Origin of the sequence: Streptomyces rubellomurinus (genome assembly GCF_000961885.1) — a bacterium.
GTDB lineage: Bacteria > Actinomycetota > Actinomycetes > Streptomycetales > Streptomycetaceae > Kitasatospora > Kitasatospora rubellomurina.
This window is the reverse complement of sequence record NZ_JZKH01000018.1, coordinates 42178-54980: the sequence shown is the minus strand read 5'-3', so window position 1 is coordinate 54980 and position 12803 is coordinate 42178. Positions and strand designations below refer to the sequence as shown.

14 protein-coding genes are annotated in these 12803 nt (G+C 68.5%); 9 read left to right on the top strand and 5 right to left on the bottom strand.

Translation table 11 applies throughout. The features are described 5' to 3' along the window. The first annotated feature begins 51 nt into the window (after window positions 1–51). The 5 genes from VM95_RS11620 to VM95_RS44265 all read left to right on the top strand — a co-directional run bounded on the left by VM95_RS11620 (window position 52) and on the right by VM95_RS44265 (window position 5491). Window positions 52–1122 carry a tyrosine-type recombinase/integrase gene (locus VM95_RS11620; protein WP_045695203.1) on the top strand — a complete coding sequence of 357 codons (1071 nt, stop codon included), beginning with the start codon at window positions 52–54 and terminating at the stop codon, window positions 1120–1122. Then, the gene (locus tag VM95_RS11615; protein ID WP_244178727.1) at window positions 1119–3467 is read left to right on the top strand and encodes a tyrosine-type recombinase/integrase; all 2349 of its coding nucleotides are present in this window, start codon (window positions 1119–1121) and stop codon (window positions 3465–3467) included. Before VM95_RS11620 ends, VM95_RS11615 begins: the two co-directional genes overlap by 4 nt. A 107-nt stretch (window positions 3468–3574) precedes the next feature. Beyond that, window positions 3575–4315, top strand: a complete 741-nt coding sequence (locus VM95_RS11610; RefSeq protein WP_045695058.1) for a hypothetical protein — start codon at window positions 3575–3577, stop codon at window positions 4313–4315. 10 nt (window positions 4316–4325) lie between these two features. Beyond that, a complete protein-coding gene (locus tag VM95_RS42410; protein WP_157882055.1) occupies window positions 4326–4703 on the top strand; it encodes a hypothetical protein in 378 nt (125 codons plus the stop codon). Window positions 4704–4813: 110 nt separating this feature from the next. Further along, complete coding sequence (locus VM95_RS44265; protein WP_244178726.1) at window positions 4814–5491, top strand: CPCC family cysteine-rich protein; 678 nt, start codon at window positions 4814–4816, stop codon at window positions 5489–5491. A 30-nt stretch (window positions 5492–5521) separates the two neighbouring features. Here the strand turns inward: VM95_RS44265 and VM95_RS42405 are convergent, their stop codons facing one another. Continuing rightward, window positions 5522–5692, bottom strand: a complete 171-nt coding sequence (locus VM95_RS42405; protein ID WP_157882054.1) for a hypothetical protein — start codon at window positions 5690–5692, stop codon at window positions 5522–5524. 65 nt (window positions 5693–5757) lie between these two features. On the opposite strand from VM95_RS42405, the gene VM95_RS11595 reads away from it, so the two are divergent. Beyond that, window positions 5758–6303, top strand: a complete 546-nt coding sequence (locus VM95_RS11595) for a hypothetical protein (RefSeq protein ID WP_045695054.1) — start codon at window positions 5758–5760, stop codon at window positions 6301–6303. On the opposite strand, the gene VM95_RS42400 is transcribed toward VM95_RS11595, so the two are convergent. Further along, window positions 6260–6808 (bottom strand): transposase, encoded by a 549-nt coding sequence (locus VM95_RS42400; protein ID WP_157882053.1) that lies wholly within the window; start codon window positions 6806–6808, stop codon window positions 6260–6262. The two genes, VM95_RS11595 and VM95_RS42400, sit on opposite strands and share 44 nt — an antisense overlap. Before the next feature lie 598 nt (window positions 6809–7406). Here VM95_RS42400 and VM95_RS11585 point away from each other — a divergent pair. The 3 genes from VM95_RS11585 (at window position 7407) to VM95_RS11575 (ending at window position 9716) form a co-directional block, all read left to right on the top strand. Beyond that, complete coding sequence (locus VM95_RS11585) at window positions 7407–7895, top strand: DUF4279 domain-containing protein (RefSeq protein WP_045695052.1); 489 nt, start codon at window positions 7407–7409, stop codon at window positions 7893–7895. A gap of 329 nt (window positions 7896–8224) precedes the next feature. Further along, a complete protein-coding gene (locus VM95_RS11580) occupies window positions 8225–8572 on the top strand; it encodes a VOC family protein (RefSeq protein ID WP_045695196.1) in 348 nt (115 codons plus the stop codon). A 166-nt stretch (window positions 8573–8738) separates the two neighbouring features. Beyond that, window positions 8739–9716 carry a transposase family protein gene (locus VM95_RS11575; RefSeq protein WP_045695050.1) on the top strand — a complete coding sequence of 326 codons (978 nt, stop codon included), beginning with the start codon at window positions 8739–8741 and terminating at the stop codon, window positions 9714–9716. A 59-nt stretch (window positions 9717–9775) separates the two neighbouring features. On the opposite strand, the gene VM95_RS11570 is transcribed toward VM95_RS11575, so the two are convergent. From VM95_RS11570 to VM95_RS11560, 3 genes are all read right to left on the bottom strand, one after another. After that, complete coding sequence (locus VM95_RS11570; protein WP_045695047.1) at window positions 9776–10321, bottom strand: hypothetical protein; 546 nt, start codon at window positions 10319–10321, stop codon at window positions 9776–9778. A gap of 629 nt (window positions 10322–10950) precedes the next feature. Next, window positions 10951–11100, bottom strand: a complete 150-nt coding sequence (locus VM95_RS38735; protein WP_157882052.1) for a hypothetical protein — start codon at window positions 11098–11100, stop codon at window positions 10951–10953. A gap of 436 nt (window positions 11101–11536) precedes the next feature. Then, window positions 11537–12781 carry an MFS transporter gene (locus VM95_RS11560; protein ID WP_052707299.1) on the bottom strand — a complete coding sequence of 415 codons (1245 nt, stop codon included), beginning with the start codon at window positions 12779–12781 and terminating at the stop codon, window positions 11537–11539. Between the last annotated feature and the right edge of the window lie 22 nt (window positions 12782–12803).

Genomic DNA, 12803 nt, shown 5'->3' with positions numbered 1-12803 from the left:
TGTCCGGGGTGATCATGTCTCCTCGGTGCAACCACGGACTTGGGAGACGTGTTGAGCGGCACGACGGTGCTGACGGAGAAGTGGCCGGTGCTGGGCCGGCACGAGCAGGCAGCAGTGTGGCTGCAGATCTGGACTGATCTAGGTCGGGCGCCGAGGACGATCGATGCCTACGCCCGCGGGCTGGCCGAGTACCTGGTGATGTGCGAGCGGGAGGACGTCGACCCGGTAGCCGCGAACCGCGCCCATATAGCCTTCTACGTAAGGGAGTTGACGTCACGGCCTCACCGTCGAGGGGCCAATGTGGTCTCGATCGACTCGGGGGCAGGACTGGCCAACGCCACCATCCAGCAGCGTCTGGTGCCGGTCCGCCTGTTCTACGACTTCCTCATGGAGGAGGGTCTGCGGGAGTCGAACCCGGTCGGCCGGGGTCGCTACACCCCTGGGCGCCAGCGGGGCGGGCAGCAGCGCGGGCTGGTGCCGCGGCTCACGAAGCTGCCGTGGATCCCCAGCGAACAGCAGTGGCTGGGGATCCTGCAGGTCGCGCGGGCGGAGTCGGTCCGCAACCGGGTGATGCTGGCTCTGGCCTACGATTCCGCGCTGCGGCGAGAGGAGTTGTGTTCGCTTCGAACCGACGACCTTGATCCGGCCCATCGGACGCTGAGGGTGCGGGCGGAGACGACGAAGAACCGGTTGGAGCGGGTGGTGCCGTACTCGGCGTCGACCGGCGTGTTGATGTCGGCCTACCTTGCCCACCGGGCCACGGTCAGCCGGGCCAGGGGGCCGCTGTTCCTGTCGGAGTCCCGGCGCAACCACGGGCAGCCGCTGACCCTGTGGACGTGGTCGAAGGTGGTCCGCCGGATCGCTCTGGAGGCTGGTGTCCCGCGGTTCTCGACCCATACCACCCGGCATCTGTGTCTGACCGATCTGGCTCGGATGGGCTGGGAGTTGCACGCGATCGCGACCTTCGCCGGCCACCGCAACACCGATTCCACGCTCCAGTACATCCACCTGTCCGGCCGGGACCTGGCCGACAAGCTGGCCCGCGGCATGGAGCACATCCATGCCTGGCGAATACAGATGCTCACGTCCGCGGACGGCACGACGGCGGAGGTGTCGAGGTGACCGCACCACTGTCGGCCATCGCGGCCGAGGACGGGGCCGGACGCTGGTCCTGGCCGATCTCCCCGCCCTGCGACAACGCAGCGGTGGCAGTGCGACCTGTCGAGGCCAGGGCCGTGGCCGACCTGGGCGTGCGCAATCTGCGGCGACTTCAGTACCACGACCCGTCCGCGCCGGGCTGGCGCGTGATCGCGCGGCTGCTGGGTCCGCTGGAGGCGGTCAACGCCGCACTGGATTCCCCGTCCACCCCGCACCGCAGACGGGCCATGCTCGACGTGGTCGCGGTGCTGCTGACGCGGTGCGCGCAGACCGGCAGGACCTTCTGGGGCTGGACCGAGGAGGAATGGTTCCACCTGCTCGGCCGCACTCAGGCCGAGTTCCGCCGGCACGCCCCTGCCTGGGCCGGCGATGAGGTCCGCCCCTATCTCGCGGCGCACGCCTACCTGCTCGGTGGCTTCAACGAGTTCCACCGGCTCGGCAGCTTCCAGCGGCTGACCCTGGCCTGGCGGATCTTCGGACGCGACCGCGTCAACGGCGAGGTCGCACGACTTCGTACGGTCCTGGCAGCCTGGGGCTACCGGCTCGGCCGGGACGAGGACACCCTGCTGCCGATGGTGGCCTGCCAACTGTTCCTGCTCAACCGCAGCCCTCATCTTGAGGATCTGGACACCGCACTGTTCGACCGGGTCCGCCGCGACGGGCTGCTGGAGGGCAGCCGGCTGAACACTCTGCACGCAGTGCAGCGGGCGGTCGCCGAGCTCGGATTCTGTGAACCTCCGCGTCCCGGCACCGGCCGCCACTCAGCCCGGGCCAGTGGCGGCGCGCGGATCTGGGAACAATGGGCCGACCGTTGGTATGCCACCTCGACGCTGACCCCGCGCGTTCGCGGCGGCGTCCGCTCGAACCTGCTCAAGGTCGGCCGGTGGATCGCCGCCGAACAGCCCGACGTCGCAGATCCGGCCGACTGGACGCGGCAGACCTGCGCTTCGTGGATTGCCGCGCTGGATCGGATGAAGGTCGGCGACTACGTCCAGCGCACCATCGGGCTGGGCGACCGGCTCGGCAAGCCGCTGGAGGCGCCCAGCAAGGCCGGGCAGATCACCGCGCTGCGGACGTTCTTCCGGGACTGCCAGGAATGGGAGTGGCTGCCCCGCCGCTTCGACCCCGTTCGCGCGTTGGCCATTCCCCGCAGCATCACCGCCCTCCTCGGACCCGACCCCAGGGTGATCGCCGACGAGGTCTGGGCGAAGCTGCTGTGGGCGGGCTTGAACCTGGAGGCCGCCGACCTCCCCCAGACCCGCTCCGGGCACTTCTACCCTTTCGAACTGGTCCGCGCGGTCACGCTGACCTGGCTGTTCTCCGGACAACGCAGCAACGAGATCGCCCGGCTGAGGGTGGGCTGCATCCGCTGGCAGCACGACGGGACACCGATCGCCGGCGACTCGCAGCAGGTCCTGGCACGCGACGCGGTCTGCCTGCTCGACGTCCCCACCCACAAGACCGGCACCGCCTTCACCAAGCCGGTCGACCCGATCCTCGGCCAGGCCGTCGACGCCTGGCAGGCCGCCCGCCCCGACCAGCCGAAATTCACCGACCGCCGCACCGGCGAGCTGGTCGACCCGCTGTTCGCCGTCCGGGCCCGCCGCGTCTCCACCAGCTACATCAACAACACCGTCATCCCGATGCTCTGCCGCAAGGCCGGAGTCCCGGCCGCTGACGTCCGCGGCAACATCACCAGCCACCGCGCCCGGTCCACCATCGCCAGTCAGCTTTACAACGCCAAGGAACCGATGACCCTGTTCGAGCTGCAGGCCTGGCTCGGACACCGCTCCCCGCAATCCACCCAGTACTACGCGAAGATCACACCCAACACCCTGTCCAAGGCCTACTCCGAGGCCGGCTACTTCGAGCGGAACGTGCGCACCATCGAGGTCCTGGTCGACCGCGACGCCGTCGCCTCCGGCGCCGCCGCGGCCGGCGAACCCTGGCAGCACTACGACCTCGGACACGGCTACTGCAGCTACACCTTCTTCGAGCAATGCCAGCACCGCATGGCCTGCGCCCGCTGCGACTTCTACACGCCGAAGGCCTCCAGCAAGGGCCAGCTGCTGGAGGCAAAGGAGAACCTGCAGAAGATGCTCGTGGCCATCCCACTCACCGACGACGAACGAGCCGCCGTCGACGACGGCCGGGCCGCTCTGGACCAGCTACTGGAACGGCTTGCCGATGCCCCCACGCCAGCAGGGCCTACGCCACGTCAGATCGGTGTCCCAGCCACCGCGACACTCTTGCCGATCGTCAACGTGACCGCCAGTCCCCGAGAGCGCGGTCCCGGAGGTCCATGCTGAACCCACGACGGTCGCGGCCACTGGAGTTCGCGCTGCACTGAACCACCTCGACCCGGTATCGTGCCGTCCTGCGAACCCACACCCCGTCTTGGGAAAAGAAGTGCAGGATGCACATCCTGGATGACCTCACCGGTCTTTCCTCTCGTGCAAAGAGTCTGCTTGAACGAACTGGCTGGCGCGATGATCCGCCGGAACCCCGGCTCTCCACCGAGTTCCTGCGGGTCCGGGACTGCTTCGGCCAGTTGGTTCCCACACCCATGATGCTCGTGATCCGCCGGGAGGGATTCGAGCAGAAGTACGGCGGACTGCGCTACCAAGTGCGAAGCAGCTACACCGTCGAGGGCGAACGCCGCGAGGTGCTTCGTGACTGGCACTACGACCTGGGCCAGGGCATGTGGTCCGGCTCCGCCGATGACTGGTACTTCGATTGGTTCGGGGAACGTGTCTCCTCCCCAGTGCGCTACCTGGTGCATACGGACGGACGAGTCGGGGTGGACGATGGAGGCGGCACGTTCCTCGAAATCGCCCCGTCCATCCCAACACTCATCGAATCCCACGCCCTCACCGACGCCGTCTCGACCTGGGACCGCACCACCGCAGAGGTCGACAGCTTCGCACTCGCCGAACAGCTCGACGGCCTCACCGACATTCCCGAAGCATCAGGCAGCACCATCCGATGGCGGCTCTCCGACAACGTCGCGGTCGAGGAGTTCCGGAACTGGAGCAGCGACGCGCCACGTCGTTGGCGCGCATTCATCTGGAGCCGAGGTGAAGCCGGCCGACGCCAGGTTGAAGAGGCCGCTGTTCGAGCGGTGGCCACACAGCAGACCCTGTCAGCCACCGGATGACGTCCGCTGCTTGACAGAGCTGATTCCACAGAATGATCCTGGTCACGTTGCCTTCGACAGCGCCCGAGGTGAGGGTGGTGGTCAGGGCGGCGAGGACAGCCGCGCGGTCACGCCGGATCCCGCCGGCCAGCGAGCGGAGTCCTCGTTGTCCATCGAGACGGACATCGGCGAGCCAGACATCGAGGTCCAGGTGCTCGCTGCGGCGCTCGCGAACCATGGTGGCCAGCCGCCGGGCGTACCCGCCGCCGGCCTCCCCAGCCCCATCCTCGCCGACCTGACCGGCATGCACCGTCACACTGCCATCCGCTGGGTCACCTACGTCCGACGCGACTGGGCCGAGTACCTCGCGGCACGCGCCGAGGAACAAGGGCGGGATGGTCACGAGTAGAGCTGATCGCGGCTGGGAGGTACCGTCCGGAGATCGCTTTACGAGTGGCGAGTGATCATTTCCTGGAAACCGAGTCGCATTTGGTCGGGGCGCCAGGCCAGACTGCCTCGGTGGATACCCGTCGGCCGTGCCCCTGCTGTGGTCATCTCGTCTTCGACGTCCAGGACGGGTGGCCCGGTTCTCACGTCATCTGCCCGATCTGCTTCTGGGAGGACGACGCGCTGCAGTTCCGGTGGCCGTTCATGCCGGGCGGCGCCAACCGAGTATCGCTGGTCGAGGCTCAGCAGAATTTCCAGGAATTCGGTGCCTGTGATCAGCGGGGCAGGCTGTTCGTGCGGCCACCGACAGCTGACGAGCCGTCTGATGCCGGCTGGCGCCCGATCGACCTGGCCACGGACTTCTTCGAGGACTGGGAGAGCGAAAGGCACCGGCCTTGGCCCGATGACCGGTCGGCCCTGTGCTGGTGGCTTCCCTCTTTCTGGGGGATCACCAAGGAGCCCGAGTCAGCTGTGGGTCGACGCGTGGTGATCGACGTCGCCCCCGTGCACAGTGAGCGGGCTCTCCACGCCGTCCTCAAGCGAGAGCTCGACTTCCCTGCCTTCTACGGCATGAACTGGGATGCGTTCTGGGATGCGATCACCGGCCTGGTCGAGATGCCCGACGATCTTCGCTTCGTCCACTGGGCCGAGCTGGAGCTTCGTGTACCGTCTGCGGCAGCCGAGCTCCGCCGCCAGTTGGCCAGATACAGCTCGGTTGCCCATAACTTCAATGTCGTCTACGACCAGTAGCGCCGGACTGGTCGATGGCGGACATGCCGCTCAGCCCGTGATCAGCGGGTCGAAGGGCTCATCCTCTGGCGTGAAGATCAGAATGAAGTCCTTGCCCGCCTCAGTCGCGACCTCGCGCAGGCTGGCCAGGACGTTGCCCTCAGTGGGAAGGTCAGAAGCTGTTGTCTTTCCAGGCCTGAGGACTGCGTTTCTGCTGGTCACGTATAGGGTCGGCGGTCCCGTGGGAGTAGTGCCCCGTCGTGTCGTTGCTCCGGTGGAGGTCGGGGATGCCGTCGGTCGTGGGGCTGCTGGAAGAGCGCGAGCGGGCCGCTCGCCGTCGTGTGGACGAACTGCGGGAGGAGGCCGACCGGATCCAGGCCGAGCTGGCCGTGGCCGAGCGGGACTGGAACGAGTGGGTCATCGCCCGATCACGCGTCGGTGAGGTGCTGGCCCCTGCCGACGACGGCGTCGTTGGCCCCGACGCCTCCGAGGACCAGCGGGATCCTGGTGAACATCCGATTCGGTCCGGGCCCGCGGAAGCGGCGAAGCCGAAATCGGTGGTGCCGATGTGGCGGGCGGGACTGGCCTGGTCGGCGCTGTCGGTGGACTACCAGCGCATCGTGCAGGCTCTCGTGGACCGGGACCGGCTTGGCCAGGGGGCGCTGACCTGCCAGGAATTGGCCGCGGCCTTCGGTCTGGAGGTGGCGCCGGCCAAGGTGGAGGCACTGCGCTCGAAGGCGAAGCGCCTGGTGGCCCGTGGCTGGCTGGCCGAGGCCGCACCGGGCCGGTTCACGCTCGCGAAGGGTGTGGCCGGGCCAGGCGGCGGGTCATGAGCAGGTTCATCGACCAGTAGATCACCGCCTCGGCGCTGCTGGTGCGGCGCTCGAAGTCGCGCACCAGACGGCGGGTGCGCATCAGGTGAGCGAAGAAGCGCTCGACGATCCACCTCTTCGGCAGCACGACGAACCCCTTCTGGCCGTCACTGCGCTTGACGATCGCCAGCACCAGCGCCAGGGCGGTGAAGCAGTGGTTGATGAGGCCGCCGGTGTAGCCGCCGTCGGCCCAGACCAGTTCCAGCAGGTGGTGCGCGTCGGCCACTTGGGCGAGCAACACCTCGGCGGCGGCGCGGTCGCCGACGTCCGCGGCGGTGACCGTCACCGCCAGCAGCAGGCCGAGCGTGTCGACGACGACGTGGCGCTTGCGCCCGTTGATCAGCTTGCCGCCGTCGAAGCCGCGGCTGTCGGCGCCGACGACGGCGTCCGCCTTGACCGATTGCGAGTCGATCACGCCCGCGCCCGCCTCGGTGTCCCGGCCCGCCCGGGGTGCGGACCCCGGCACGCAGCCGATCGTGGAACTCCTTGACCAGGCCGAGGTCGCGCCAGCGGCGGAAGAACGCGAAGACCCGGTCCCACGGCGGAAAATCCGCCGGCATCGCCCGCCACTGCGCCGCCGTCTGCGCCTTCGCGCGTCACTCCCCCGTTCCGTCAGGGCGAGGCCCTTCCGGACGCCCTTCGCACCGGCCGGCTGACACGGCTGTGCGTTGATCTGCAGGCCCGGGTCGGCCGTCTTCCTGACACGATGCGGGAACTGTGCCACGGAGCGCAGGAGGGCTGACCGGCTCGGCCTCGCAACAGCGGCCGATGAGCGCGGATTCCGATGGGCCCGTGGCGCTTGCCGCCTGCCGACCCGGGCCGCCGATCGCCGCCCCTTCCAGAGGGTGTTCTGCCGGGTCTGCGAGTCTTGGGCGGTCCTCGTAGTCCTTGAAGGCGGGTTGTCCGGTTCCGGTGCTTCACGGTGGGCCGTCTGCGCGGTGTGCTGATGGATGTGGGTGAGCGTCCTGTGTACCCGAGCGACCTGTCGTATGGAGTCCGCCTATCGCCCAGTGCCCCGTACTTTTTGCCGAGCCGCCGGCCGGTGCGACGCCTATCCTTCCCGCGTGTTCATCAGTCAGTACGCCTATTTCGGGCTGTCCAGCCTCAACATGTCCGCCGCGGAGATGACAGCCGTGCTGGGAATCGAACCGGACGAGATCGCGGTTCGAGGCAGCCGCTTCACCGAACCCAAAGTGGTTCCGGTCCTCCACCGATGGAAGATCGTATGCCGCGAGCCGGGCTTGAGCGTCGACGAACAGGTGGCCCGCGTCGTGGCGCGGCTCGAACCGTACGTCGATGCAATCGCTGCCCTGACCCGGAAGCTCGACGCCGAAGACTGTCAAGGCGGCTCCAGCGCTGTTCTGGAAGTTGTGCGCATGTTCAACGATGAGGACGGACAGGACCGCCTCGCCAGCGCACCCCCAGAGCTCATCGAGGGTCCAGGCCTGCTGGGGTGGCACCTGGGACGCGACGTGCTGGCGTTTCTCCACGCCACCGGTGCGGCTCTAGACGTCGACGAGTACGACTACACGCCTGACCCGACAGACGAATGATCTGCAGCTGAACTGGCGACCGCGTTTCTCATCCGACTCCCGCACAACGCCCTCTCGGACGCCGTTATCAATCCGGGGGTGATCGACGGCCGGTCGTGCAGCTCGGTGAGCAGGCCCTGGGCCACGGAGCGGTGGAAGAAGCGGTGGACGGCCCGCGGGTGGCGGGAGTCGGCCGGCGGGCATCGCCCGCCACTTGATGCCGCCGTCGACGAGGTGGAGCACGGCGTCGGCCATGGTGCGGTGGCAGTAACGACTTGGGGACCGGTAGCGGCGGGGTCTTCGTCCGCAGCGTGACGGCGGCCTGCGGTCGCAGAACTATGGTGTCCGTCATGAACAGCTTCACGATGGTCGAGTTTCCGACGTCCTCGGCCGTGCAGTCGGCTCAGTTCCTCCAAGCGGTCTTCGGATGGGCCGCGACACCGTATGGTCCCGAGTACCTGGACGTGGACTGCGGCAGCGGCGTCAGCCTCGGCTTTCAGCAGGACCGTTCCGAGGCCCCGGCCGCGCCGTTGGCTGTGATCCAGGTCGGCGACCTCGATACGACACGGCAGGCCGTGATCGAGGCGGGCGGCACGGTCACGGTCGAGGCGTTCGATTTTCCTGGCGGGCGGCGCTTTCACTTCCGTGAGCCCGGCGGGAACGAACTGGCCGCCTGGGTTCCGGCGAGCGAGGGGTGATGCCCCGTTATGCCCGGGCCAGGCCTGTAGTCGGCGTCAGTGAGCAGATGCCGTTCTGGCAGCGGTCCTGCCTGCAGCGTTGGCATTGGCGTAGAGGAAGCAACGTCGTCGGGGTTGGCAGCGGCTGGCGCGTGACGTGATAGCGGCCGCGCGGGTTGGGCGAGTTGTGACGCTTGCCTGGGCCCGTGCGGCCTGCTCCCATCCTGCCCTGTCCGGGGTCTCGCGCGCACACTTCGGCGAGTTGCTCGAAGAAATCGCTCCGCGGTGGGAGGCTTCGCGAGAGTCGGCGCTGCGTGAGCGGCGCGGTGGTGACCGGCGGCGGGCGGCAGGTGCCGGCCCGAGGCGGCGGCTGGTGTTCGTGGACCGGCTGTTGGTCACCTTGGTGTACTTGCGCCTCGGGCTGCCGCACGCGGCACTCGCCGAGTTGTACGGAGTGGACCGATCCGCGGTCTCCGGCGCGATCCGCGAGGTCCGCCCGCTGCTGGCGTCCCGCGGCTTCGCCGTCTCTGACCGCCCGGGGCTGCGGATCCGCACTCTGGAGGACCTGTTCGCCTACGCTGACGCCGAAGGCGTCGAGTTGCGGATCGACGGCACCGAGGTTCAGGTTCGCCGCCCGCGGGCGGGCCGTCCTGGCCGCAGGGCCTTCGTCTCGGGCAAGAAGCAGCAGAACACGATCAAGACGACGACGTTCAGCGACGACCAGGGCCGAACGCTGTTCAGCGGGGTGATCCGGCCCGGCCGCATGCACGATCAGACCGCCGTACGCTCCGAGGGCGTCGCCGAGCAGTTCCGACAGCACCCTGGCGTGAGGGCGAAGGTCGACGAGGGCTACCGGGGCCTGGCCAACGAATTCCCCGACCAGGTCAGCGCCCCGCCGAAGAAGCCGAAGGACGACGCCCCGCTGGGCGAGCACCACGCCTGGCGCGAACGGAGGCGCCGCCAGTCCTCGGCACGGATCTGCGTGGAACACACCAACGCCGAGTACAAGCAGTGGCGGCCGCTCCAGAGGTTCACCGGACGCCGCGAGACCTACGCCGAGACCCACCTCGCCATCACCGGACTGGTCTCCGACCGCTCCGCCCAGCGCGCGACCCGCCGCAAACCCAGCACCGAACTGGTGCTCGCCCGGCAGACCGCCTGCTGATCACCCTCCAGCCGACCCGCCAGGTGAGCACGCCCCGAACTCAATCGCTCCCAAGGTCGTTATCGGAGCTCAGGCAGCGGTCCGGAGTTCTTTGGGTAGCAGCCCTCTTGAAGCCGGAAGAGGTACTTCCGGAGGTCCGCGCGGAGCCCTTCAGTGATGTAGGCGGCAAAGTCCCTCAGCCCCTCCGCGGCTTCCCGCTCGTCAGACCTGTCGCTGGACGACCATGTGGGCAGGAGGGACTCCAGGTACTCGGTGACGCGCCCACGGTCGCGCCACCAGTCCCGAAGGGCCTCGGGTGTCCATCGGCTGTCGCCGTCGCAGGCATAGCCGCGGTACGGATCTTCCTGGGCTGCTGTCACCAGGTTCAGGACCTCGGCCGTGGTCGCCGGCTGGCGATACACATATTCACCGAAGTACTCGCCGCCGTAGAGCACATGACGTGGTGCGTGCAGCCGGCCCGTCCAACAGTTATCGGCGATCCCGGTATAGAAGGGGCCAGGAACGTTCAACCAGAGCCGGTCCTCCCAACGCCCACCGAAGGACGTCTCGGGCTCGCCTTCTGGAAGCGCCGCTATCGGTTCCCAGCACAGCTCTTCGTAACTCATCCGCGAAGCTTAGGACCCGATGGGCAGGATCTCTCGGCATCGGCGCTGCTTCGTCCGGTGTTGCGGCGGATGTCGGGCATGCCGAGGTGGACCGTGGACGGCTGAGTCGCACGCTCACGCATGGCATCCAGCTTCTGAGCGGCGGCGGCCATGGTGGTCTCGACGGCGGCGACCTCGCCGAGCCATCCCTGTTCCCTGGTACACGGCTTGACATCGCTGATTCCACAGAATCACTCGCGTTACCTGTCCTTCGGCCGGGCCAGAACTCCGGGGCAGGGACAATCCAGCGATGATGGCGTTCTCGTCGTACCGGAGCCCCAGGGCGAACGCCCGGATGGCCGGCAGGTCGTCGCGCAGAACACCGCTGATCCAGTCGGGCAGTTCGTGGCCGCGCAGGTCGGTCATCATATTGGCGAAACCGCGAACGTGGCTGGTGGCGGCCTCCAGCTGGGAGCAGCGGCATGGATCTCATTGAGGTCGAGGGCCTCGTCGGGCCGTAGGAGCTCAGGCCGTGTAGTAATCCACTTCAGGATTCGGCGGGGCCGTGGGGCCGAGCGAGGTGCTGGCGGCACGCCGGTAGAGCTCTTGAGCAGGCGGATGCAGCGGCCGACGCCGTCCCGGCTGCCCTCTTAGCCGAGGGCCTGCACTTCCCGGTGAAGCTGGCAGCCCTCGTTCCACCGCTGGTGAAGGCAGGACTTGAAGTCGTCCAACAGGGTGGACCGGTTGACCACCTTGACCAGGACTTCGTCGACGCTCCCGGCTCGGGCGTACCGTCGCACGGAGTAATAGTCGAGCCGCAGGTCTCGGCTGATGCCCTTCAGTAAGCGCCCTCGGGCCAGTAGTTGGTGCACGGCGGCGTATCGTTCCCGCATCGTGGTCACGATCCGGCCGCTCGCGCCCGCGGACGTCGCGCTCGGTGTCCGGCAAGGGAGTTGGCGAATCTTCGTGGCGGTCCGCGAGTTGGCGGGCCTTGGTGTCGTAGGCCCGGCGGACGCGCCGGATGAGGAAGATGCAACTCAAGATCACGGGAGTCGCACGCCGAACATGATCACAGAAGCTGCCACTACTGCGAGCCCGATCACACCGATTGCGACAGACCCGGCGAACGTGCAGAGCGTGCCGTACGTCACAGCGCCGGAGCCACCAGTTGTCCGGGTGAAGGCATGAGACACAGAGCCCGTTCTCGTACGTACCTCACAGCTGTCCGAGGGCTCGTCAGACATGTCGGGTGCTTGAGGTGGCAGGGCGCTGGCCGAGCCGTAGGAGGCCGGGCACCGCGGCCAGACTGAGGACGAGCAGGAAGAGCCAGGGCCAGGCGGCGCCGCGGTCGAGCAGCAGGGTGAGCAGGCCGGGGGCGACGGCCTGGCCGACGTTCCACGAGAGTTGGTAGACGGCCAGGTAGCGGCCGCGCTGAGCCGGGTCGGCGAGCGAGACGCTGAGATCCTCTCGGCTGGGGGTCGCGACGGTCTCGGCGAGGTTGTACACGAGCATCGCGGTGTACAGGCCTGGCAGGACGGCCCAGCCGGGGGCGGCTGCGAGCAGCGCGAAGAGGCCGAAGGCGAACGCGTTCAGCAGTGCCCCGGCGGCGACCACCCGGGCGGGAGGCCGGCCCTCCAGGCGACGGGCGACGACGCTCTGGGTGAGTACGACCTGCACGCCGTTGAGGACGAGGAGAGCGCCGGCCACCGAGGCGTTGCGGTGCAGGCCGACGGTGACGTAGACGGCCAGCAGCATGCTGAGGATCATCGACGCGAAGACGAAGCTCAGGTTGACCGCCACCAGCAGCAGGTATCGCCGGTCCCGCAGCACCTCCCGGTAGCCGCCCGGCTCGGCCGTCCTGGCCTCCCGAGCGGGTGCAGCGGCGGGCCGCCACGTGGCCAGCAGGATGGACGCGAGCAGGTAGCTGGCCGCATTGAGCACCACCAGCAGCCGTAGCACTCCGGTACCGCCACCGGTCATCAGGACGGCTCCCAGCGCCCCACCGAGGCCCATGCCGGTGTTGCGCAGTGTCTGCACCAACGCGAACCACCGTGTGCGCTCGCCCTCGGGGGAGGCGAGGACCACCAGGCCGGTGCTGGCGGTCCAGTAGCCGACGTGGCCGATCTGGGCGAGCAGGCAGACCAGGACGATCTGCCCTGCCTGGTGGGTGAGCAGGAACCCGCAGTAGGCGAGCGCGGACAACGCGTTGGCGCCGACCGCCACGACGCGGGCGCCGTGGCGGTCGATCAACGGGCCGATGGCGAGGGCGGTGGGCAGGGCGAGCAGCCGGGCAGTGGAGACGGCGGCGCCGACCGTGGTGAGAGGGAGGTCGGTGGTGCGGGTGAAGTAGACGAGGACGAAGGCGAGGATCAACCCCGTGCCGAGGCTGTCGACGAGGTGGGCGCCGATCAGACGGGCGCGGCCGGCGGTGTCGGGCAGGCCGAGGCGCTCGCGCAGCGGCAGGGGTGTGGCGGTGGTCATGCACCGAGGCTCTCTGGAATGA

Excerpts from the sequence above, each read along its gene's own strand:
- VM95_RS11595 (WP_045695054.1), top strand. The coding sequence starts at position 5,758 with ATGCCGTCGGTCGTGGGGCTGCTGGAAGAGCGCGAGCGGGCCGCTCGC.
- VM95_RS11610 (WP_045695058.1), top strand. The coding sequence starts at position 3,575 with ATGCACATCCTGGATGACCTCACCGGTCTTTCCTCTCGTGCAAAGAGT.
- VM95_RS11580 (WP_045695196.1), top strand. The coding sequence starts at position 8,225 with ATGAACAGCTTCACGATGGTCGAGTTTCCGACGTCCTCGGCCGTGCAG.
- VM95_RS11560 (WP_052707299.1), bottom strand. The coding sequence starts at position 12,781 with ATGACCACCGCCACACCCCTGCCGCTGCGCGAGCGCCTCGGCCTGCCC.
- VM95_RS11570 (WP_045695047.1), bottom strand. The coding sequence starts at position 10,321 with ATGAGTTACGAAGAGCTGTGCTGGGAACCGATAGCGGCGCTTCCAGAA.